General features: G+C 25.6%; 20 protein-coding genes. 2 read left to right on the forward strand and 18 right to left on the reverse strand.

Translation table 11 applies throughout. The features are described 5' to 3' along the window. The first annotated feature begins 18 nt into the window (after window positions 1-18). Both ACTTAS_RS04990 and ACTTAS_RS04995 read left to right on the forward strand, forming a co-directional pair. Window positions 19-2055 carry an ATP-dependent helicase gene (locus ACTTAS_RS04990; RefSeq protein WP_440678550.1) on the forward strand — a complete coding sequence of 679 codons (2037 nt, stop codon included), beginning with the start codon at window positions 19-21 and terminating at the stop codon, window positions 2053-2055. Continuing rightward, window positions 2052-3746: a M24 family metallopeptidase gene (locus ACTTAS_RS04995; RefSeq protein WP_440678551.1), complete on the forward strand. Its 1695-nt coding sequence runs from the start codon at window positions 2052-2054 to the stop codon at window positions 3744-3746. Before ACTTAS_RS04990 ends, ACTTAS_RS04995 begins: the two co-directional genes overlap by 4 nt. On the opposite strand, the gene ligA is transcribed toward ACTTAS_RS04995, so the two are convergent. The 18 genes from ligA to mraZ form a co-directional block, all read right to left on the reverse strand. Then, window positions 3729-5759 (reverse strand): NAD-dependent DNA ligase LigA, encoded by a 2031-nt coding sequence (ligA, locus tag ACTTAS_RS05000; RefSeq protein WP_440678552.1) that lies wholly within the window; start codon window positions 5757-5759, stop codon window positions 3729-3731. The genes ACTTAS_RS04995 and ligA overlap by 18 nt on opposite strands. Before the next feature lies 1 nt (window position 5760). Further along, entirely contained in the window at window positions 5761-6606 is an 846-nt protein-coding gene (locus ACTTAS_RS05005) for an outer membrane protein assembly factor BamD (RefSeq protein WP_440678553.1), read from the reverse strand. A 47-nt stretch (window positions 6607-6653) separates the two neighbouring features. Then, window positions 6654-7574, reverse strand: a complete 921-nt coding sequence (gene lpxC / locus ACTTAS_RS05010; RefSeq protein WP_440678554.1) for a UDP-3-O-acyl-N-acetylglucosamine deacetylase — start codon at window positions 7572-7574, stop codon at window positions 6654-6656. 63 nt (window positions 7575-7637) lie between these two features. Beyond that, the gene (locus ACTTAS_RS05015) at window positions 7638-8342 is read right to left on the reverse strand and encodes a hypothetical protein (RefSeq protein ID WP_440678555.1); all 705 of its coding nucleotides are present in this window, start codon (window positions 8340-8342) and stop codon (window positions 7638-7640) included. Next, window positions 8335-9009 (reverse strand): cell division protein FtsQ/DivIB, encoded by a 675-nt coding sequence (locus ACTTAS_RS05020; RefSeq protein WP_440678556.1) that lies wholly within the window; start codon window positions 9007-9009, stop codon window positions 8335-8337. Before ACTTAS_RS05020 ends, ACTTAS_RS05015 begins: the two co-directional genes overlap by 8 nt. Next, entirely contained in the window at window positions 8990-9904 is a 915-nt protein-coding gene (locus ACTTAS_RS05025) for a D-alanine--D-alanine ligase (RefSeq protein ID WP_440678557.1), read from the reverse strand. Before ACTTAS_RS05025 ends, ACTTAS_RS05020 begins: the two co-directional genes overlap by 20 nt. 1 nt (window position 9905) lies before the next feature. Beyond that, entirely contained in the window at window positions 9906-10811 is a 906-nt protein-coding gene (gene murB, locus ACTTAS_RS05030; RefSeq protein ID WP_440678558.1) for a UDP-N-acetylmuramate dehydrogenase, read from the reverse strand. Next, window positions 10811-12205, reverse strand: coding sequence for a UDP-N-acetylmuramate--L-alanine ligase (gene murC, locus ACTTAS_RS05035; protein ID WP_440678559.1), 1395 nt, complete (start codon window positions 12203-12205; stop codon window positions 10811-10813). The genes murB and murC overlap by 1 nt, the downstream gene beginning before the upstream one ends. Next, window positions 12195-13262 (reverse strand): UDP-N-acetylglucosamine--N-acetylmuramyl-(pentapeptide) pyrophosphoryl-undecaprenol N-acetylglucosamine transferase, encoded by a 1068-nt coding sequence (locus ACTTAS_RS05040; protein WP_440678560.1) that lies wholly within the window; start codon window positions 13260-13262, stop codon window positions 12195-12197. The genes murC and ACTTAS_RS05040 overlap by 11 nt, the downstream gene beginning before the upstream one ends. A 3-nt stretch (window positions 13263-13265) precedes the next feature. Then, a complete protein-coding gene (locus tag ACTTAS_RS05045) occupies window positions 13266-14384 on the reverse strand; it encodes an FtsW/RodA/SpoVE family cell cycle protein (protein WP_440678561.1) in 1119 nt (372 codons plus the stop codon). Continuing rightward, complete coding sequence (gene murD / locus ACTTAS_RS05050; protein WP_440678562.1) at window positions 14374-15657, reverse strand: UDP-N-acetylmuramoyl-L-alanine--D-glutamate ligase; 1284 nt, start codon at window positions 15655-15657, stop codon at window positions 14374-14376. The genes ACTTAS_RS05045 and murD overlap by 11 nt, the downstream gene beginning before the upstream one ends. Continuing rightward, a complete protein-coding gene (mraY, locus tag ACTTAS_RS05055) occupies window positions 15657-16742 on the reverse strand; it encodes a phospho-N-acetylmuramoyl-pentapeptide-transferase (RefSeq protein ID WP_440678563.1) in 1086 nt (361 codons plus the stop codon). The genes murD and mraY overlap by 1 nt, the downstream gene beginning before the upstream one ends. Then, window positions 16743-19586 carry a UDP-N-acetylmuramoyl-L-alanyl-D-glutamate--2,6-diaminopimelate ligase gene (locus ACTTAS_RS05060; protein WP_440678564.1) on the reverse strand — a complete coding sequence of 948 codons (2844 nt, stop codon included), beginning with the start codon at window positions 19584-19586 and terminating at the stop codon, window positions 16743-16745. It abuts the gene before it with no gap. A gap of 2 nt (window positions 19587-19588) precedes the next feature. Beyond that, complete coding sequence (locus ACTTAS_RS05065) at window positions 19589-21280, reverse strand: peptidoglycan D,D-transpeptidase FtsI family protein (RefSeq protein ID WP_440678565.1); 1692 nt, start codon at window positions 21278-21280, stop codon at window positions 19589-19591. After that, window positions 21277-21585, reverse strand: coding sequence for a cell division protein FtsL (locus ACTTAS_RS05070; protein ID WP_440678566.1), 309 nt, complete (start codon window positions 21583-21585; stop codon window positions 21277-21279). The genes ACTTAS_RS05065 and ACTTAS_RS05070 overlap by 4 nt, the downstream gene beginning before the upstream one ends. Next, window positions 21582-22592 (reverse strand): 16S rRNA (cytosine(1402)-N(4))-methyltransferase RsmH, encoded by a 1011-nt coding sequence (gene rsmH / locus ACTTAS_RS05075; protein ID WP_440678567.1) that lies wholly within the window; start codon window positions 22590-22592, stop codon window positions 21582-21584. The genes ACTTAS_RS05070 and rsmH overlap by 4 nt, the downstream gene beginning before the upstream one ends. 18 nt (window positions 22593-22610) lie before the next feature. Then, window positions 22611-24086 (reverse strand): cell division protein FtsZ, encoded by a 1476-nt coding sequence (ftsZ, locus tag ACTTAS_RS05080; protein ID WP_440678568.1) that lies wholly within the window; start codon window positions 24084-24086, stop codon window positions 22611-22613. Between the two features lies 1 nt (window position 24087). Then, window positions 24088-24555, reverse strand: a complete 468-nt coding sequence (mraZ, locus tag ACTTAS_RS05085; RefSeq protein ID WP_440678569.1) for a division/cell wall cluster transcriptional repressor MraZ — start codon at window positions 24553-24555, stop codon at window positions 24088-24090. Between the last annotated feature and the right edge of the window lie 12 nt (window positions 24556-24567).

Here is a 24567-nt window from a genome sequence, read left to right on the forward strand (position 1 = left end):
TATAAAACATTATTTCGAATGATAAATAGAGAATATTTAAATGGTTTAAATGAAGCTCAAAAGGAGGCAGTAATGCATCTAGATGGTCCTCTTTTAATAGTAGCTGGTGCTGGTTCAGGAAAAACTAAAGTTCTAACATCAAGAATAGCAAATATTATTAAAGAAAAAAAAGCTTTTCCTAATCAAATTCTTGCAGTCACATTTACAAATAAAGCTGCTAAAGAAATGCAAAATAGAGTTAGTAAAATTTTAGGATCTGCTGCTGTTGGTCTTTCTTGGTTGGGAACTTTTCATTCAATTTGTGCGAAATTGTTAAGAAAACATGCTTCAGCTGCACAATTAAACTCGAATTTCACTATTATAGATACTGAAGATCAGATTAGATTAATAAAAAATATATGCAAAGCAGAAAATATCGATATCAAACAATTATCACCAAGATTTATACTTGCAATAATTGATAAATGGAAGAATAAAGGTTTTTATCCTGGGGAAGTAGTCATAAGCAAAAAAGATATTTATGAAAAAACTGTCCTTCCATTATACAAAATATATCAACAAAAATTAACTGATTTAAATTCCTGTGATTTTGGTGATTTAATTTTACATACAGTAAAAATTTTAGAATTTAATCCTGATATTAGAGAAATATATTCTAAAAATTTCAAATACATCTTGGTTGATGAGTACCAAGATACAAATTTTATTCAAAGTAAATGGCTTAATCTTCTTTCTGAAAAAAATAAAAATATTTGCTGTGTTGGTGATGATGATCAATCAATATATAGCTGGAGAGGTGCTGAGATTAAAAATTTTTTAGAATTTGACCAAGTTTATGATAATACAAAAGTAATAAGATTAGAACAAAATTATAGATCTTCTCAAAATATTTTATCAGTTGCTTCAAATCTTATTTCTAATAATCAAAATAGAGTTGGAAAAACATTGATTACTACAATGGAAGAAGGTGATTTAGTTCAATTAAACTGTTTTAAAAATGGTAAAGATGAAGCAATTGGTGTTTCTGATGAAATTGAAAAAAAAATAAAAAAGAAATTTTCATATAATAATATTGCAATTTTAGTTAGAGCTATTTTTCAAACACGTGAATTTGAAGAGCGGTTCCTGAAAATTGGTATGCCCTACAGAATATTAGGTGGTACAAAGTTTTACGAAAGAGCAGAAATTAAAGACTGTGTTGCTTATTTAAGATTAATTCATCAAGAGAGAGATGACTTAGCTTTTGAGAGAATTGTTAACAATCCAAAAAGATCGATAGGTGATAGTACTTTAAAAAACATTCACGAGTTTGCTAAGGAAAATAATTTAAATTTAGAAAGAGCATCAATAAAAATGCTTGAGCAAAATTTAATTAAGCCAAAAACTAAAATTGGACTTAGCTTGTTTATTAATTCTCTAAACAAATGGAGAAATGATTTAATCATAAAGAAATCAAATCACATTAAGTTATTACAGATTGTTTTAGATGAATCTGGTTATTCAGCAATGCTCAAAAATAAAAAAGATTTAGATAATGAAAATAGACTTGAAAATATCAAAGAGTTGTTAAGTGCTATGAAAGAATTTGATAATTTAGAAAGTTTTTTAGAACATGTATCTTTAGCAACCTCAGTAGATCAAGAATGGGATGGTGAAAAAATTAACATGATGACCATGCATGCAGCAAAAGGTTTGGAATTTGATGTTGTATTTTTACCTGGATGGGAAGAAGGACTGTTTCCACATCAAAAATCTATTGAAGAAAAAGGTCAAAATGGTCTAGAAGAAGAAAGACGGCTAGCGTATGTAGGAATTACAAGAGCGAAAAAGAAAGCTATAATTTCTTTCTCAATGAATAGATTTTACCAAGGGGATTGGATAGATAGTATGGCTTCGCGATTTATTGATGAATTACCTGAAAAGCATTTAGAAAAAAATTCTTTCTTTGAAGAAGAAATTAACAATGATGATGATTTTGAGTTTAATCAGGATTTTGAAATTGAAGAAGGAACAAGAAGTCCAGGGTGGATAAGGTATCAAAAGAGAATTAAATGAAGAATCATTTAAATTTATTAAAAAGTAAATTTAAAAAATACGGAATTGATGGCTACATAATTCCAAAAAATGATGATTTTTTTACAGAATATTCAAAATTAAATAGATTAGAAGTTATTTCGAATTTTAGTGGATCTGCTGGTCTAGCTATAATTCTTAAAAATAAAAATTATTTGTTTACTGACGGGAGATACACAATTCAAAGCAAAATCGAGAGTGGGAAAAATTTTAAAATTTATGGGTTTGAAAAATTAATAAATTGTAGTTTGTTTAAAAATCTCACACTTGGCATAGATCCAAAGTTATTTACAAATACTCAAATAAAAAATTATTTTTTAAAATATAACAAAATTAAACATGTTGAAAAAAATCTAATTGATGAAATCAAAAAACAGAAAGAGCATACCTCTATTCCGTTTTTTTCTTTAGATAAGAATATTGTTGGTGAAAGTATTAATTCTAAATTAAATAAAATATCTAAATACTTAAAAAAAAACAAATCAGATTATATTTTTATTAGTGCGCCAGAAAATGTTGCGTGGACTTTAAATATACGAGGCGGAGATGGTCCCAATAGCCCGATTCCCAATTCAAGATTGATAGTAAGTAAATCAAAAAAAATATTACTCATAAGTAATTTTAAAAAATGTAAGCAATTATTAAAAAATAAAATTATTAAGAAAAATGAATTTTTAGATGTAAATAATTTATCAAGTAAAATACTAGATCTTAAGGGAAAAAATTTTATTGTTGATAATAAATCTTGTTCAATATTTTATGAAAATTTAATAAAGTCTAAATTTAAGATCGTAAAAACAGAAGATCCAATTTATCTTTTAAAAGCAATCAAAAATAAAACTGAAATTAAAAATACAATTAAAGCACATATTGCAGATGGAGTAGCATTAACCAAATTTTTATTTTGGATAAAAAAAATTAATAAAAAAAAAATTACAGAAGTAGAAGCGGCTAAGAAATTAGAAAATTTTAGAAAATTAAATAAAAACTTTCTCTATCCAAGTTTTGATACAATAGCTGGCTCGGGTAAAAATGGAGCTATAGTACACTACCGTGCTAAAAAAGAAAATTGCAGAACAATTAATAAGAATGATATTTTGTTATGTGACTCAGGTGGACAATATAAATATGGTACAACTGATGTCACAAGAACAATATGTTTTGCAAAACAAAAACAAAACATCAAAAATATTTTCACAAAAGTATTAAAAGGTCATATTGCTGTAGCTACAACTGATATTAATAAAGATGATACTGGTAAAAAAATTGATAAAAGAGCAAGAAAATTTTTAAACAAAAGCAACCTGGATTATGCGCATGGTACAGGACATGGTGTTGGCTTTTTTCTTAATGTTCATGAAGGGCCTCAATCTATTACAAAAATAAATTCAGTAAAAATCAGAGAAGGGATGATTTTAAGTAATGAACCTGGGTATTATAAAACTAATGAATATGGAATTAGGATTGAAAATTTAGTTTATGTAAAAAAAATAAACAATAATTTGTTATTTCACAATTTAACACTGGCGCCTATAGAGAAGGATTTAATAAATTTAGATTTATTAACGAGTAATGAAAAAGACTATCTATTTAAATATCATTTAGAAGTTTATTCAAAGATATCAAAATATTTAAATCCAAATGAGAGAAAGTGGTTAGCTAGTTTTATTTAGTATTTTTAAAAATTCAACTTGGTCAATGATTTTTATTTTCAATTCTTTAGCATAATCTACTTTCTTCTTAGTTGGTTTTTCACCAATAATTAAGAAATTTAGTTTTTTAGATACACTGCTAATTGTTTTTCCAGAATTTTCTTCAATTAAAGATTTAACTTCAGCTCTACTAATCCCATTTAATTTTCCAGTAACCAAAAAAGTCTTATTTTTCAGCAATCCATCATTTGAATTTTGAATAGCATCTTTAATTAACAAAACTTTTTCTAATTCATTCAGAACTCTTTTATTTACTTCATTTGAAAAAAAACTCTTAATTGAACTGACTTGTGTTTCACCAATTCCATCAATATTTAGCAAATCTTCATAATCAAATTGTTTAGATAACTTTTTTAATTCTGAAAATGATACAAAATGTTTAGATAACAGTTTTGCATTTTCTAAACCTATATGTCGTATACCCAGAGAATATATAAATCTTTCTAAAGAAATATTTTTTTTTTGATCTATTGAATACTTTAAATTTTGGACAGATAGTTTTCCCCAACCATCTAAATTTTCAATTTTTGAAAAATCTAAATTAAAAATATCTTGAGGATATTTAATGAATTTTAATTTCCAAAAATTTTCAACTATTTTTTTACCAAAACCATCTATATTAAAGGCTTCTTTTGAAACAAAATGTTTTAATTTTTCGATTGATATTTTGTCACAATAATAACCTTCACTAGAACATCTCCTTACAGCATCAACTTTTTTTGTTACTGTATTAAATTCTTTAATTGTTTCAGATCCACATGATGGACAATTTTTTGGGAAAATGAATTTTTTTGAATTTTTCAATCTTTTTTGTTTATCCACTGAAAGTATATGTGGTATTACATCTCCAGCTCTCTCTATAACTGCTGTATCACCTACTCTAATATCTTTTCGATTAATTTCATCTTCATTATGCAATGTTGCGTTCGAAACTATAACGCCGCCAATATTGATTGGTTTAATTTTTGCAACCGGTGTTAAGGCACCAGTTCTTCCTATCTGAATTTCTATATCTAAAATTTTAGAAACTGCTTTGTTAGATGAAAATTTATGTGCAATGGCCCATCTTGGAGCATTAGCAACATTACCTAATCTTCTTTGCATGGAAAAATCGTTCACTTTGTAAACTATTCCATCTATGTCAAAATCTAAAGTTGCTCTTTTTTTTTCAATTTCATTATAATTTTCCATTAAATTTTTAATTCCTGTGGTTAACTTATTTAATGGATTTGTTTTAAACCCCCATTCACTTAATTTGTTAAGAAAATCAGATTGATTGTTAACTTCTAGTCCTTTTTCATATCCAAATGTATAGGCGATAAATTTTAATGGTATTTTTGTTGTTTCCTCTGGATTTTTTTGTCTAAGCGAACCAGATGCTGCATTTCTAGGGTTCGCAAACTTTTCATTTAAATTCTTAAAATCACTATTTTGTATAAATACCTCACCCCTTATATCAATTTCTTCTGGAAAATCTTTGTTAGAAATTTTTTTGGGTATATCTTCTATTGTTTTAAGATTTTCAGTTATATCTTCTCCTTCTTTTCCATCTCCTCTAGAAAGACCTTTATAAAATTTACCATTTTTAAAAGTTAATGACGCAGATATGCCATCAATTTTAGGCTCAGCACTATAATTAATTTCGAAGTCTTTTTTTATAGATAAGAAATTTTTAATTTTCTTTTCAAAATTTATTAAATCATCTTTGGAAAAAGCATTCCCTAAAGATAACATTGGTATTTTGTGTAATGATTTTTTAAAATTTTTAGATGGTTTGAATCCTACATTTTTAGATGGTGAATACTTCGAATTTAGAAAATTATTATTTTTCTCTAGCTCCAATATTTCATTTTTCAAACTATCATATTCTTGATCAGAAACTAATGAACTATTTTTATCAAAATAACTTTCGTTAAATTTATGAAATAACTTTATTTTTAAGTTGTAGAGACTTTTAATTTTTTTTTTGTTCATTCTAATCAAAAAGAGATTTAAATTTTTTGATTATAATATTTTTTTTTTTGTTTTTATCTTTTTTATTTTTTTTTAATTTTTTTGCATACATATTATCAAAAAAACTATAAGATTTTTCATACCAATATGAGGATTGGTAGTTGTATCCTAGAAGATATGCATATTTTTCTGCTTCTTGTTCTAATCCTAGCAAATAGTATATTTCAACTAACCTGTATAAAGCTTCCTCTGTGTAAATTGTTGTGTCATAAAAGTTTATAATATTTTTAAACCTATTTATTGCTGGTATCCATTTTTTTCTATCAAGATAATATCTGCCAAGATACATTTCCTTGGATGCTAAAATATCATTGACGTAATCATTTTTAAAATTTACATCTTTTGCATAATCACCATCTGGATAATTTCTTAAAATAATATCAAAAAATTTTTTTGCTTCTGTAATTGATCTTAGATCTTTTTTTTCATCAACTATTTGTTCATAATAACAGAGACTTAGTAAATAATATGCATAATCCATATTTTTATGTTTAGGATATACTCTTATAAATCTTTCTAGTTCTGCTATTGCGTCTAAATAATAGTCTTGAGAATAATAACTATATGATGCCATCAATGCAGACTTGGGAGCCCATGAAGATTGAGGAAATAAAATTTCAGCCTCATTGAACTTTAAAGCCGCAAAAAGCACATCTCCTGCTTTCAAAGCCTCCATTCCTTCATCGTAAGCTTCGATTACTTGTGAAATCAATGTTTCTTCCTTAATTTCAGATTTTTTAATCGGTTCTTTAGTGCAAGATACAAATAAAATTAAGGAACAAATTAAGAAGACGTATAATTTTTTCATCTCAAATTTATATTTAGTTTAAAAAATTTTAAAAGATTTACTTGTAATTATGCTATAGATCTTAAATATTTTCTATTAATTAAAGTATGGGGCAAGTTTTTTTCTTTAATTTCTAAAATTGAAAAATTTTCTTCGGTTTCAAAAACTTTTCTTAGTAGTCTATTTGTCAAATAATGGCCTCCTTGACTACATTTTATGGATCCAATTATTCTATAACCAGCAGTATATAAATCTCCTATACAATCTAATATTTTATGATTTACAAATTCTTTTTCATTTCTTAATCCTTCTGGATTTAAAATTTCTTTATCATTAACAACAACAGCATTTTCCAAACTTCCACCTTTAGCTAGGCCACTTTTTTTAATCATTTCAATATCCTCAAACAGACAAAAAGTTCTTGAATTGTAAACATCAGATAAATCATCTTCATAAACCTTAAACTTATTACTTTGATTTCCAATGATAGGGTTTTTATATTTTAGTTCAAAGTCAATATCTAAACTTAAAGTTGATGGCTTAATTATTATAGAACGATCACCTTCTGAATAACTAATTTCTTTATTTATCTTAATTATTTTTATTGGAAACTCTGAAATTTCAATTCCAGCTGAGATAATTTTTTCGATAAATATTTTTGCAGATCCATCTAAAATAGGAACTTCCTCATTATCAATTTCAATTAAAGCATTATCTATACCTAATCCAAATAATGCACACATCAAATGCTCAATTGTTGAAACCTTAACTCCATATTCATTTTCAATTGTTGTATTTAGAGATGTATTTGTAACATTCATAAAACTTGGATAAACTAAATTATTACTTTTTAAGTCTACTCTTTTGAAAACTATGCCGTGATTAGGTAATGCTGGTTTGATGCAAACTTTTACATCAAGGCCACTATGTAGAGATATACCGCTAAAAGAAATATTATTTTTTACTGTTTTTTGGGTTAAATAAGACACATTGTTTTTTAGAATGAATGTTGAGCTACATAAAAACAACTATTGTTACAAGATAAAACAAAATTAACTGAATAATTGAAAAAATTTCTCAAAAAAACCCTGTTTTTTTATAATTTTTGAAGTTATGCGAACTTCGTTGGCATTCAAACCATTAGATAATTTATGCATCTTCATCGATACGTCTAATCTTTCGTCGTTTAAAAAATTCTCTATATATTTTTTATCAAAATAATTATTAACTTTGATTTGATATCTTTTTAAAATATTTTCTATTTCAAGTATAATTAAATTGGAAATTAAAATTATTTTGATTTCTAGACAAATTTTATTATTAACAATTTGATCATTTAAAGAAGAGTAACTTTCGCCGTCAATTATATATTTATTTATTATCAAGTGCATGAATTGATATTCATTATAATTTTCTTTAAATAATTCTTTAATATCTGTAAGCATACCCTGCAATAATGCACCTGTAACTTCTCCAGAATAATTTTTTTTTTTTATACTTATGTCAGAAGTAAGAATTAATTTATTTTCAATTACTACGTTTATATTGTTTACAAAATTTCCTGCTAATTTCTCAATTTTAAAAATATTGTTTTCTATAAACTCACTCAAAAGATTGAAATTTATTTTTTCTGTTTCGTATCCAAATTTAAATTCTTTGTAATATATATTTTTATAACTTTTAATATCTAGTAAAAATATTTCAAATTTGTCATAAGAAATAATTAAATTTGTCTCAAAATCTAATTCTTTATTCATGTAAAATTATTATTTGATTTTTTATTCTAGCATCTACAATTTTTTTATCTTCTAATTTAATATTTTTTAGAAAAATTGATAATTTATCTAAGGTTTCTTTTTCAATATTCTCAGGTAATTTAATTTCTAATTTATTGTTAAATTTTAAATCCCATCGATTAGATTTAAAATAATATAGAGAACTTATTTGTGAATAATCAATATTTGACTGATCAATAATTTTTTTTAATTCTAAAACCTCTTCTATTTTTGGATTTCCAAATATGTAAGGAAGTTGTGTTACTGAACTCTTGTTACTTGATAATTTGCCATTATTTCCAATTAAAAAAGACTTTCCATTTTTATTAATCGTGGCAATAAAATTTGTCTTTTTAATATTAATTTCAATTGAATGAGGGTATTTTTTTATAACATTGTACTTTTCAACTAATGAATTCGATTCAATTATATTTCCAATGTTTTTTTTATTTATAAAAAAAATATTTTTTAAATCTAATTTATTTAAATTATAAAGTATTTCATTTTGATCATTTTTTTCTAATCCAAAAATATTTATGTTATTTACTTTTTCTAATTTAAAATTATCTATTGAGCTATTATTTATTGAACCCACTAAAATTAATAAAAAAAAGTAAATTAATATTTTTTTACTTTTTCTTTGATGCATCTTTTAAAATCCATTCAATTAGTTTCAAAAAATTTATTCCCCTATAAGAAGCTATTTCAGGGACAAGAGATAATTTAGTCATACCTGGTTGAGTATTAATTTCTAATAAGTAAAATTTATCATTGTAATATTTAAAATCAGAACGTGTAACGCCAGAACAACCAATAATCTGGTGTGCTTTAAGCGCCATGTTCAATACTTGATTTAATTTTTTATTTGGTAAATCAACAGGTATTATGTGTTCAGTTTTTGCATTTTTATTATACTTTGCTTGATAATCATAGAAAGCTCTTTTGGGTTTTAATTCAATTGCTCCAAGTTTTTTATTACCCATAATTGCTACCTGAATTTCCCTTCCTCTAATAAATTCCTCAATCATAATTTTTTTGTAATCTTTTAATGATTTAACTTTTTGTGCTAGATTAGATTTGTTGCATATAAAAACATTAACACTTGAACCCTCATTTAAAGGTTTTATGACAACAGGAAATTTTAATTTTGACTGAATTTTTTTTATTAAGGTAGATGATTTATAACCATAATTATAAACAAAAAATTTTGGTGTATTAATTTTATTTTTTATAAAGATTTTTTTTGAAATTTCTTTATCCATAGCTAAAGATGAAGCAACAACACCAGAATGGGTATATGGAATTTTAAATTTCTCTAAAATACTTTGGATATATCCATCCTCTCCAAATTGACCATGCAATGCATTAAAAATTATATCAGGTTTAAATTTTTTGATATTTAAAGATAAAGATCTATCTGGTTCAGAAATCTGAATTTTATAACCATTTTTTTTCAGCTCTTTGGCAACCTGTTTACCTGTATCAAGACTTATTAATCTCTCCTTTGATATTCCACCTGAAAGTATTAGTATTTTTTTTTTCAATTTATTCTAAAATTTTAATTTCAGTTTCTAACTTTACACCTGTTTTCTCAAAAACATTTTTTGACACATATTCAATCAAACTCTTCATATCTTTAAATTTAGCATTACCTTTATTTACAAAAAAATTACAGTGTTTTTCTGAAATATATGCATCACCAAAAGAAATATCTAATGGAACAGACTCTTTTATTAGTTCCCAAACCTTTTTTTCAGATTTATCTAAAGGGTTTTTAAAAGTACTTCCGCTAGTTTTAATTCTTGTTGGTTGTGCTTTTTCTTTTTTTTCTTTTAAAAAATTCATTTCATTTTGGATTAATTCTTTTTCTTTCTTAAACCCTTTAAAGGAAGCGCTTAAAAAAATAAGGTCATCAGATAAACCGCTATCTCTGTATTTAAAATTTATATCTTTTGCAGGTATAGTTAATACCTGGCCAGATTTAGTAATTGCTTGAATCGAAATTAGAATATCTTTAAATTCTCTATTAAAACAGCCAGCATTCATTTTTATTCCACCCCCAACTGTACCTGGAATACAAGATAAAAATTCAAAACCACCCAAACTACTTTCTAATGCAAATTCTGATAATACTTTGTCAGTAACAATACTTCCTGCAATAATTATATCATCTGACAGAACTGATAAATTATTAAAATTATTTGCAAGCTTGATTACTACACCGTCAAATTTGTCATCAGTTATTAATGTGTTGGATCCTCCACCTAAGACAAAGATATTTTCTTTATTTTCTATAATTTTTAAAAATTTGATTAAGTCTTTTAAATTATCTGCTTTAAAATAAATTTTAGCTTTGCCACCAATATTAAACCAATTTTTTTTTTTTAAATCATAGTCTAGCTTAAGGTTTTGACCAAACTCTTCCGACAGTTCTTTCAAATTAGTTTTCATTATAAATATTTAGGTAATTCTCTCATCCAGCTTGAAATTGAACCAGCACCCATACCAATGACAATTTTTTTTCCATAAATATTACTTTTTACATATTTTGCTAATTGCAATTGATCCTCAATTATCAATAATTCAACCCTCGAATTTTTGATAATTTGTTTTGCAAAACTAAGATAACTAAATCCGAGTTTCATTTTTTCACCAGCATTATAAATTGGAAATAAAATTACTTTATCAGCATCTCTAAAAGCGAAACTAAATTCTTTTTTTAAATCTTTTACTCTTGATATTCTATGTGGTTGAAAAATACATATCTTCTCATAACCTTTATAAACTTTCATTACCCCATTAAGTACTTCTCTTATCTCAGTTGGGTGATGTGCATAGTCATCAAAAAAATCAACATTATTAAAAGAAAAAATCTTATTAAATCTTCTTTGAACACCTTTAAAATTTTTAAGTCCTTTTTTTATGTCAAATATTGATATTCCAACAGTCAAAGATACCGCAAGAGCAGCAACTGCATTTTTAATATTATGATTTCCAAGTAGAGGGATTGTTATATTTTTTAAATATCGATTTTTTTTATTTGGTAATTTTATTAATAAGTCAAATTTTGAAAATTCTTTAAATTGATTTATATTTTTTATAGAAAAGTTTGATTTAGAGTCTTCACCGTATGTATAGAAATTTTTCTTTTTAATATTTTTTATTAGATTTTTGTTATTCTTATCATCTAAACAGATAAATGATTTTCCAAAAGATGGAACCTTTTCAACAAAATCAATAAAATATTTATTTAATTTTTTCATCGAATTATAAAAATCCATGTGCTCTCTATCAATGTTGGTTATGATAGAGTAAGTTGGAGGAATAAATATAAAGCTACCGTCAGACTCGTCAGCTTCTAATATAGACCAATCACTTTTACCTAGTTTTGCTGTATTATTTATCGAATTTATAATTCCTCCATTAATAATAGTTGGGTCTATTTTTGTATTCTGAAAAATTGATGCAATTAAAGAAGTAGTTGTTGTTTTACCATGAGAGCCAACGACAACAATATTTTTAGAAAGAGACACAATGTTTGCTAGCATTTCTCCTCTTTTGTATATTGGTAGACCTTTTGATTTTGCCTCAATTAATTCTGGGTTATTTTTTTTAATTGCAGAAGAAGCAACCAGAATTGTAGCCTTATTTATATTCTGTTTTTTATGTCCAATATAAACTTTGATTTTTTCTTTTCTAATTCTATTAATATTTTTATTATTTGAAATATCACTTCCTTGAACTTTAAAACCTTTTCTCTTCATTATCATTGAAAGGCCACTCATCCCTATCCCACCTATACCAACAAAATGAATAACCTCTGATTTAGCTAATTCAATTTTCATTTAAAATTTCCAATAAATTTTGATTAACATTATTCCAAGTATTTTGATAATTTAATTTTTTTAAATTTTCTTTTTTTGCAACATAATCTTCATCTTTCTTTGATATTTTCAACAATAATTCTTCAAATTTATTTTTATCAAATTTTTTTTGATCAATTATCCAACAACAATTTTTATCATAATAATATTTAGCATTTTCGTATTGATGATTATCCTTGGAACTAGGAAGTGGCACAGCGATAAAAGGAATATTCATTAATGACATTTCAGCTAAGCTTGAAGCTCCTGACCTTGATATACATAAATCAGACTGTTTCATGAGTTCATTTAAATTTTGATCAAAACTAAAAACATTGCTTTCTATATTATTAATTTTATAAAAATTTTTTAAATAATTTATGTTTTTTTCACTAGTTTGATGGATTACATTAATTAAGCAAGATTTTGAGACACTCAAAATTGATTCATTAATAAGTGAATCAAAAATTTTAGCTCCTTGACTACCTCCAATAATCATAATGGTAAATAAATTTACATCTTTTTTAAATAAATCTGATTCATAATATTTTTTTCTTATAAAGGGTTTTGAAATTTTTTTCTGATTTGCAAATTTTTTTGGATAATTTTTTAAGTTGTTTGAATAACAAATTAATTTTTTAGAAAAATTTAAAAAAAATTTATTCGCTCTTCCTAAAACCATATTTGGTTCAATTAAAAAAATTTTAATATTTAGAATTTTTGCTGCTAAACATAAAGGTAACGACATGTACCCACCCGTTGAAATTAAGTAAGAAATTTTTTCATTTTTTAATATTTTTAGTGAATTAATTGTTAATATTAAGACTTTAAATAATTTAAAAGGAAAAAGTATTAAGCTATTAAACTGAGGTGTATCTATTAAAATAGATCTATAATCATTTTTTTCTAAATATTTTAATCCTCTAGAATCTGTCGAGATTATTGTTTCATATTTTTCTTTTAAATGGTCATGAATTGTAATTGCAGGAATGACATGTCCTCCAGAACCTCCAGTGGAAATTAATACTTTTTCTTTCACTTATTATATTTTTCTTTTTGTTAAGTTTAAAATTATACCTGTCAATATTGAGGTACTTACAATTGAAGAGCCTCCATAACTCAAAAAAGGTAATGTCATTCCAGTTGTTGGGAATAATCTTATATTAACTCCAATATGAATTGCTGCCTGCATAAGAATTAAACTTACTGATCCAATTAGAATAAGTTTATTTTGCTCCTCAGTTTCAAAACTGATTTTTTTAAAAACCATATAAATTAGGACTAAAAACAAAATTAAGATTAAAATTATGGCAATCACACCAAACTCTTCGGAAATTACCGAAATAATATAATCAGTATGCGCTTCTGGTACTCTATTTTTTAATGTTCCTTCTCCTATCCCTTTTCCAAAAAAACCTCCACTTGTTATTGACTCTATTGCTTTATCTGATTGAAAATTATGAGTACCTGTTTCTTTATCAAAAAATGAAAAAATTCTAGCTTTAATATAATTAAATTTTGGTATGTAAATAATCATATATGACAACAAAATTAATCCAATGGAAAAGATTGTGAGCAAAAAATATAAATTAATACCTGAACAAAATATCAAAACAGCCCATAAAAAAACTACCAATAATGTTTGGCCAATGTCTGGCTGAATTATCAGTAGCAAAGAAACTAAAGTCATTAAAATTGTTGATGCTAAATATTTGAATAAAATATTAGTTTCATTTTTACATAAAATAATTGCAAAAATTACAATCAAAAAAGGTTTCACTATTTCTATGGGTTGAAATCTTGGTAAAAAAATTAAATCGATCCATCTCCTTGACCCCTTAACTTCTATGCCAATTACAGGTACTAAAAACAAAGAGAGTAATGAAATAAAAAAGAGAATTATTGAAAATTTATACAATTTATCTTGATTTAAAGATGAAAAAATAAAAATTAAAATTACTCCGATAATTACATAAATTAAATGTTTAAAAAAAAAGAAATAATTGTTGGTATCTAATTTGTCTGAAGCTATGAGTGATGTTGACACTAAAGAGAAAAAAAGTCCAATTGTGAATAAAAAGCTAACTAAAAATAATATAGGTTTGTCTATATTTTTCCACCACTGGTAATAAAATTTATAAATTATGCTATTACTTTGCATATATTATTTTTTTAACTACTTTATTAAAGTAATCTCCTCTATCTTCAAAATTTTTAAAACTATCAAATGATGCACCGGCAGGACTAAAAAAAATTATATTTTTTTTAATTTCTTGATCTTTTATTTCTAAGAAAATTGCACTTAAGGTTTCGTTTAAGGTTTTATATTTTTTAACCTTTAATTTATTTCTCAAAACTTTATGAAACTTATTTCGATATGAACCAAAAATGAAAGCTTTTATATTTTTACATTTTATTTTAGATAATTTGAATTTATCATTTTTTTTTGGTATTCCTCCCAAAATCCAATAAACATCATTCAAATTATTTAATATATTTTCTGAAGAAGCAAAGCTTGTTGATTTAGAATCATTAATTATTGTTAAATTTTTTTTATCAAAAACAATTTGTTGTCTATAATCAAGTCCCTTAAAATTATTAATTGTTTGGATTAATTTGTTTTTAGAAAGTTTCAATTTAGGTGCAATTTCAAAAATAAATGAAAGATTTTCTCTATTGCCGTCAGAAGCAAAGTATTTATTAGTAATCTTATCAATTATGTTTTTCAAATTTGAGATATCAACTTTATAAATTTTTGACTTAAATTTATTTTTTTTAATTTTTTTTGAAATTAATAAATCATTTTTTTTAACGTACGCAAAATTTCCCTTAACTTGTGACTCAATTAATTTAAATTTTGCATTGACATAGTTTTTAAGGTTCTTGTGTCTCTCAATATGATCTGCTGAAATATTTAGAATTAAGCTATATTTTGATCTAAAAATCTTTGAATAATCTAGCTGATACGAAGAGGCTTCAATCACAAAAATTGTTTTTTTTGTTATTTTTTTCTCTGCAAGCGCTGGATTTCCTATATTTCCAATTAATCGAGCATCATTTTTTTGATCAACTAAAGCATCATGTAGTATTTTTGCTGTAGTTGATTTTCCGTTAGTGCCTGTGATTGTTATGCTCAGGTTATCATAAAAAGAGTACAAAACATCAAGATCTGTATAAATTTTTTGTGAATTTTTTTTCAAGAGCGTTGATAATTTACATTTCGAAATGTCTATTCCAGGACTAATAATAATTACATCAAAGCTTATTTTTGAAATTTCACTTAAACTAATTAATTTTTTGTTTATTTTTGAATTATCATCGAAAAGATAAACATCTGCTTTTTTTTTTAAAAATTTGTATGAAGATATTCCACTTTTTCCCAATCCGTATATTAATATTTTTTTTCTTAAAAAAATATTTTTTTTATTTTTCATTATCTTAATTTTAACGTAGCAAGTCCTATCATTGCTAAAATTATTGAGATAATCCAAAATCTAATAACTACAGTTGACTCAGGCCAACCTTTTTTCTCAAAGTGATGGTGTATGGGTGCCATTCTAAAAATTCTTTTTCCTGTAAGTTTAAATGAAATTACCTGAACCATTACTGAGACAGCTTCTAAAACGAAAAGACCTCCTGTTATTGCTAAAACAATCTCATGTTTTGTTATAATACCTACAGCTCCTAAAGAACCACCTAAAGATAAAGAGCCTGTGTCTCCCATAAAAATTTTAGCTGGAGGAGCGTTAAACCATAAGAATCCTAAGCAAGCTCCAATAATTGCACCACAAAAAATTGCAACTTCACCTGTTCCTTCAATATAAGGAATTTGCAAATAATTTGAAAAAACAATATTTCCAGTTACATAACTTATAAATGCAAAACAAGCTGCTACCAATATTACTGGTACTGTTGCTAAACCATCTAGACCATCTGTAAGATTTACAGCGTTAGAAGAACCTATTATTACAAATACAGCAAAAGGTATAAAAAACCATCCAAGATTAATTATTAAATTTTTAAAAAAAGGAAAATATAAATTATTTAAATCTTGATAATCATTCAAATAAACAAAAAGACCTATACCTAGTAATGCTAATATAATTTGTACAGTTATTTTAAACTTTGATGAAATACCAGAGGAATTACTTTGCTTAATTTTTTTATAATCATCAAATGCACCAAGTAATCCAAATGAAAGAGCAATATATAAACAAAATAAAATATTAATATTTGATAAATCTGCCCATAAAATAACTGAAATAACTAGGCCAAGTAAAATAATAATTCCACCCATTGTTGGTGTTCCAATTTTTTTAACTATGTGGTCTTCAGGTCCATCCTCTCTGATTGGATTAAAAATTTTTTGATTTGAAAAAAATTTTATAAAAGGTCCACCAATAAATAGAACTATCACTAATGATGTAAAAAAAGATAAACCTGTTCTAAAAGTTAAATATTTAAAGACGTTTAAAAAGCTAAAATTATCAACGAAATTTAATAGAAACTGGTATAGCATTTAGTTTAAACCTTTTATTTCATTAACTATCTTATTGAAACCTGTCGCAAGTGAGGCTTTAATCATTAAATAATCATTGTTTTTAATATCATTTCTAATCAAATCATCTATCTGGGAATTGTTACTTAATATTTTACCTTTTTTACTATTAGATATTTTTTTATATATCAAAGAAGCCATTTTTCCTTTTACAAAAACCTTATCAATTTTAGTTTGATTTATTAATGGAGCAATAGATTCATGAAGTTTTTTAGAATGACTACCAAGCTCCAACATATCTCCAAGCAATAAATATTTTTTAGACTTGGTTGACTTTATTTTATCAAAATTTTTAATAGCTGAACTTAATGATAATGGGTTTGAGTTATAACTTTGATCAATTAAATTTATTTTTTTATTATTTATCTTTATTAATGAATGATCCCCTCTTCCACCAGGAATTTTGAAATTTAAAAAAATATTTTTATTTAAATTAAATATATTTAAATTCACACTAATAACAGCTAATGCGGATAGAATATTATAAATATTGTTTTGATAGTCATCAGAGATTATAAAATGTTTAATTTCATTCATAAATCTAATTTTAATTTTAAAATTTTTTCCAAACGATTTAATATCTATTAACTTAATATCTGCTCTTTTGCTTTTGATACCAAATGAAATTAATTTTAGTTTTTTCTTTTTAGAAATTTGCCTATGAAGTTTAAAAAATTTATCATCTGCATTTAAGATAATAGAACCATTTAATTTAATATTATTTATAATCTCTGATTTTGCTAAGGCAATCTCTTTTATATTTTTAAAATTTTTTGCATGCGCATAATTTATATTTGTAATAACTCCAATATTTGGCTCAATTATTTTTGTTAGATAATCAATCTCACCTTTTTTGTCCATTCCTACTTCTAAAACTCCATATTGATCATTTTCTTTAATATTAAGAAGACTTAAAGGAACTCCAAATTTATTGTTATAAGATTTTGGTGATATACTTGTGATTGAAATTTTTCCCAACACACTTCCCAATAGTTCTTTGAGTGTAGTCTTCCCACAACTACCAGTGATAGCTATAATGTTAGTGCTTATATTTTTTCTGTATACTTTTGAAACATTTGTTAAAAATTTTAAGGTATTTTTAACTTTAATTTGCCGTTTAATATCAAGATTATTTTGAATTTTGTTTACAATTGCGAATGATGCTTTTTTCTTAAATGATTGTGAAACAAATTTATTTCCATCATTTACTTTTCCTTTGATAGCAAAAAATATATCGTTTTTGTTTACTTCTTTAGAATTAATACAAGCATTATTTATAGAAATAGACTTTGATAATTTTTGAGTTTTGGAAAGTTCTTTAATTATATTTAACTTTAATTGATCTGATAAATTTTTGTTTTTTTTATTAATTTCTTTTAGAATTTTTATTCTATCAGAAAACTTAATTTTCTTTTTACCAATTTCCTGTATGTTTTCGTGTCCTTTTCCCGCTACCAATAAAACATCTCCACTTTTCAAATTTTTAATTGCCTCCGATATTGCTTTTCCTCTATTAGAAATTTCTGTAATTTTCTTAGCATTGATACCCTTTTTAATATCTTTTCTTATTTTTATTGGGTTTTCGTAACGAGGGTTATCATCTGTTAGATAGATATTATCTGCATAAATACTTGCTATTTTACCCATTTTCATCCTTTTGTTTTGGTCTCTATTCCCACCACAACCGAATAAAAGATTCAACTTTTTATCAGGAAATTGCTCCCTAATATTTAAAAGACAAACTTTTAAAGCATCAGGAGTATGTGCATAATCAAGAATAACAATTGAATTATTTTTAATTGTTCCAATTTTTTCTAATCTACCTTCAACTGGTTTTAATTTTGGTAAGACTTTTAAAATATTTTCAAAATTTATATTACTTTTTTGTGCTGCAATCGCAGCCATCAAAATATTCTTGATTTGAATTTTACCTATTAAATTTAATTTAATTTCATTAATTGAATCTTTATGTTTTATTTTAATCAATTGATTTTCATTTTCATAACTATGAGATAGTATTTGAAAATTATTTTGTTTTTCATTTATTGCTGATAATTTTAATTTTTTCTTTAAAGAGATTTTTTTGATTGTTTTGTATTGAGGTATATTTTTATCTGTAATTATATTTCCTTTTTTTTCTATTAAATTCTCAAATAAATAAAGTTTCGCTTTTAAATAATTTTTTAAATTTTTATGATAGTCGAGATGATCTTGTGATAAATTTGTAAAAATTCCAGATTTAAAGTTTAATCCATCTAATCTATATTGTTTTAATCCATGACTGGAGGCTTCCATAATAACATTATCAACTTTATCTTTTTTTAATTTTTGTAAGATCTGACCTAAATTAATTGGATCAGTTGTTGTATTAAATAAATTTAAATTTATACTTTTTGATTTAACCCCTAGTGTTCCAATTGAAGCAACCTTTTTTTTATTTAATTGCATTATTTGAAGATAAAATTCAGCAACTGAAGATTTTCCATTGGTTCCTGTAACAGCTACTAAATTTTTTGGTATTTTGTTGTAAATTTTAAATGAGACTTCTGCTAATAATTTTCTTATATTTTTTGTTCTTATAAACAAAATTCCATTACGAAAATTTTTTATTTTTTGTTCTGTTACAATTATTTTAGAACCTTTTTCTATAGCTTTGCAAATGAATTTATTTCCATCTATACTATTTCCCTTAATTGCAAAAAAAATATTATTTTTTTTTAATGATCTAGTATTAAAAGAAATGCCTGAAAAAAATAATTTTTTATAATTTTTGTGAATACCATTAAAATACTTTCCAAGTAACATTGTTAGTAAACCTGTAAATATTTTGTGGCTAAAATAGGCCCAATTTTATCAATTACTTTGCCTGCTACCTCTACTGATGTCCACCCAGCTGTATTATAAAGTGTTCCCTTCCATCCACCTTTTCTATGCCTATACTTATAATAGTAATCTTTTGATTTTTTGGGTGTATCTAACATCACAACAAATACAAATTGTGGATTTGATGTTGGAAATACCGAACTAAAAGTATTTATTTTTGCCTCTGAATATTTTCCTCCTTCTGGTTGGTCGGCTGTTCCTGTTTTACCTCCAATTTCATAATTTTGAACATCTGCAAATCTAGCAGTACCCTCCTTTGTGTTAACAATTTTTCTTAAAGCGTTAACAACTTGTTCTGAAATTCCTTTATTAATAATTCTTTTGTTGTTATTTTTTTTGTTATCTTCCTTGAAAACCAATGTTGGTTTTACATCATAGCCACCATTGGCCAAAATTGCATATCCTTTTGCTAGTTGAAGAATGGTTGTTGCTACTCCATGACCAAAAGATGCCGTTGCTAATCTACATTTTCCAAAATCATAATCAATTTGTGGTGCCACCTCTTCAAAATCAAAATCAATTTGTCTCAACACTCCAATATCCTCTAAAAAAGATTTAAATTTTTCTGGACCAACTTTTTGAGCAATTCGTACAGATCCTATATTTCCAGACCTAACTAAAATTTGCTCAGCAGTTAAATCTGAAGGTATTTCATTATCATATTCTCCTATTCTATATCTGTCACATTTAATTGATTTTGGTAAATCTAAAAATTCTGTATCTGGTTTAATTAATTTTTCATTTAAAGCACTTGCATAAGTAAAAACCTTAAAAACTGAACCAAGCTCATATGTTCCTTTTGTTACTCTATTAATATAATTTACATCCGATATATTTTTTCTCTCATTTGGATTAAAATCAGGTAACGAAACTAAAGAGAGTATATTGCCATTATTAACATCCATTAAAATTGCTGCACTTCCTTTGCTTTTAAAAATTTCCTGATATTTTAATAATTCTTTTCTAATTAAAAATTGAATGTCTTTATCAACAGTTAATTTAATTGGGTCTCTGGATAATCTGAGATTTTCATTTAACGATTTTTCCAATCCAGAAATACCATTATTATCATTATCTATTTGTCCTAAAACATGACTAAAAAGATTTTTCTGTGGATACATTCTAAGCACTTTTTCTTCAGGGATAAGAGATTTATCTCCTAACTTCATAATTTGCTCATATTTTTCCTCTGAAATTTTTTTCTCTAAATAAAAAAACTTTTTGTTTTCTATTTTTTTTTCAATTTCATTAAAATCTTTATCTGGGAAAATAATTTTTAGACTTAACAGTAATTTTTCTTTACTAATTATGTCTGAAGTTTTAAGACCAACATCAACAGACTTAACTGTTTTTGCTAAATAATTTCCATTAATATCTAAAATATCTGCTCTATAAAGATCACTACTGGAAGGAAGTGTGTTGCTTGTATTTTCAATTTTTGCCTCTCGAGACCCTAAATGAATTAAATGTATCGTGTATATTGAAAAAATAACAAAAAAGGCAAAAAAAATAAAAGCAACTCGATTAAATTGAATATTTAATCCAGTACTACTTTTTTTATAAACAAAATCATTTTTGTGATCTTCAATTGTTAATCTTTCTTTAAAATTCCTCATTTTTCTTTAGTTATTTTATAATCCTCTAATTTATTTACATTTTCTGAAACATTATAAATTTTAATATCTTCTATTTTTTTTTGAATTAATTGATCTTCAAAATATAAAGATTGATATTCTAATAATTTTTCAGCAGAACTTAAATAATCATATTCCAACAGAATATTTTCTAAATCTGATTTTAAAAGTCTTACACTTTCTTTATAAGCGAATATTTTATCTTCGATTTTTTTTGTGGTATTTTTGATAATTGCTGTGGTTAAAACTAAAATTATAATTGTTAGTGCTAGTAATAATTTTTTCAAAGCTTATCTCCAAACTTTTCTATTTCTAAAAAATTTTTAAATTTTTCCTCTATATCTGTTTCAAAATTAAAGAAATCACTTTTCTTAATTGCATATCTTAGTTTTGCAGATCTCGAAGGAGGATTTTCTTTTATTTCAAGATCAGATGGAACAATTGGTTTTTTTTGACTTAAACTAAAAAGAGTTTCTTTTTGTTCTGTTTGAGGTGTGTATCTTGAAATACTTTTATTTTGAGAAAGACTTTTTAAAAAATATTTTACAATTTTATCTTCTAAAGAGTGAAACGTAACGACTGCTAAAACACCTCCCTTTTTTAGTACTTTTGTAGCATTTATCAGTCCATAAATTAATTCACTTATTTCTTTATTTACAAAAATTCTAAGAGCTTGAAAAACTTTAGTTGAATTATGAACTTTAAAATTTTTTCTTATTTTTGATTTATCAACAATTTTAATTAAACCCTGTGTATCAATTTTCTTATTTAATCTTTCTTTAATAATATTTTTAGAAATATATTTTGCATCTTTTTCATCTCCAAAATATTTAAAAATTTTCTCCAACTCTTTCGCATCAAGTTTATTTATGGCATCAGCAGCTGAATAGTTATTTAAACCCAATTGCATATTTAAATCTGTCATTGAGTTGAAAGATAACCCTTTTTTTGGATCTTTCATTTGTGTTAATGAATATCCAAGATCAAAAATAACACCTTTGATATTTTCATTTTTTATTTTTAAATTAGTTAATTGACTAAATTTCAAGTTTTTAAAAATAAATCTTTCTTCAAAGTTTTCTAAAATTGAATTTGCAACCTTTTGACTTTCTATATCTCTATCAAGTCCTATTACTTTTGTATTTTCAAACTCTAATATTTTTTTTGAATATCCACCTTGACCAAATGTACAGTCAATAAATGTGCCACCATGTTGAGGGGTGATAACGCTAATAATTTCTTTTAGCAGTACAGGATAATGTTTTTGTACATCCGGTACTATGGTGGCTTCCATTTATTTCTTTGAAGACCATTAATTTTTTTGTCTTCTTAGGAAAGCAGGAATTTCAAGATCGTCTTCATCTTCTTGATCCTCAGAATTCAACAAATCTGAAGGTGAAGAGTTTTCACTTTCTGAACTAAATAAATCTGGTGAATCTGAATCTACACCAAATTCCTTGAGATCATTTGATGGTTCTTCTTGAACATTTTCATCATGATTTTTTTCTTCAAATGTTTCTACTGCTTCTTGAGTAAAAGATTTTTCCATTTCATTTACGGTGCTGTCATCTACAATGTTTTCTGTAACTACACTATTTTCTGTAGCAAAATTTTCATTCATCAAGTTATTTTCAACACTTACTTGCTCTTGTTCATGAACTATATCATTCTCAACCTTAAGAGCGTTAGCACCATGAGTAATTGGGCTTGATGAGTTTGAAAAATTAAATGCTGGAGACCCCATATTCGAAAAATCAGAGTAACCAGGATTACGATTTTGTATTCTATGCACCATATTTACTACTGATTTAGATTCAGGTTGTTGTCCATCTAATGAAGTTGCAACAATTGAAACTCTCATTTTTCCGTCTAAGTCAGCATCAGTTATTGCTCCTATAATTAACTCAGCTTCTGGATCAACCTCTGCCCTTACTTTGTTAACTGCTTCATCAACTTCAAAAAGTTTTAAATCTTTACCACCAGTGATATTTACTAGTAACCCTTTAGCACCCTTTAAAGTATAATCGTCAATTAATGGATTGCTGATTGCCATCTCCGCAGCTTTAAGTGCTCTACCTTCACCTTCAGCTTCTCCAGTGCCCATCATTGCTTTACCCATTGAGGCCATTACAGTTTCAACATCTGCAAAATCAAGATTAATTAATCCAGGTCTTACCATTAAATCTGTAATACTCTGAACTCCATGCATCAAAACATTATTTGACAGATTAAAAGACTCTTCAAAAGTTGTTTGTTCATTTGCAATTTTAAATAAGTTTTGGTTTGGAATTACAATTATAGTATCCACATGCTTTCTTAATTCTTCCAATCCTTGTTGTGCTCTTCTCATTCTAGAGGGGCCTTCATATAAAAATGGAAGAGTCACAACACCTACAGTTAAAATATTTAATTCTTTAGCAGCTCTAGCGATGACATGAGCAGCACCAGTGCCCGTTCCACCACCCATACCAGCCGCAATAAAAACCATATTTGCACCTTGAAGTGTATTTACAATTTCATTTAAAGATTCGTCAGCAGCCGCTTGTCCAATATCCAATTTTGCACCTGCACCTAAACCTTTTGTTAAATTTAAACCAATTTGAATTCTAGTTTTTGCTTTACTTAACTTTAAATCTTGAGCATCTGTATTTACAGCAATAAACTCTACTCCTTGAAGTTTATTATCAATCATTTCATTTATTGCGTTTCCTCCAGCTCCACCTACTCCTAAAACTAAAAGTCGTGGCTGCAGTTCTTTAATCTCTGGTGCTTTAAAGTTAATTGTCATCTTATTTCCCCTCGTTGTTGTTTAAATGTTTTTCCCATTTAAGACTTGCTCGATTTAAATTTGCTTTTTTTCTTGCTGATGTCTTAAATTTTTCAAATGCTGTTGGTTCCCATATTTGAAAGGTTTGACCTTGACCAACAAACAACATGCTATTTTTTATTTTTGCATGTTTTAATAATTTTGATGAAAGAGAAATTCTACCTTCACTATCAAACTGTAAATTAGTACTTTCTGCCAATATTGATGTTGCAAAATAATCTCTTTTTTCCTCAAAAGGATTTAAAGAGTCTATCGCTAATGAAATTTTTTCAATTCTGTCTTGAGAGCATGCTTCTATCGAGGAATTATTAAAAGATGGATAACAAATTACTCCATTATAACCTAAATTGGACAGATGAGATCTAAAACTAGCAGGCACAGACACCCTCCCTTTTTTGTCCAATTTGTTCTCGTAAGTAGATAAAAACATATATTTTTAATT

It is taken from the genome of Candidatus Pelagibacter sp. HIMB1611 (genome assembly GCF_052047715.1).
GTDB lineage: Bacteria > Pseudomonadota > Alphaproteobacteria > Pelagibacterales > Pelagibacteraceae > Pelagibacter.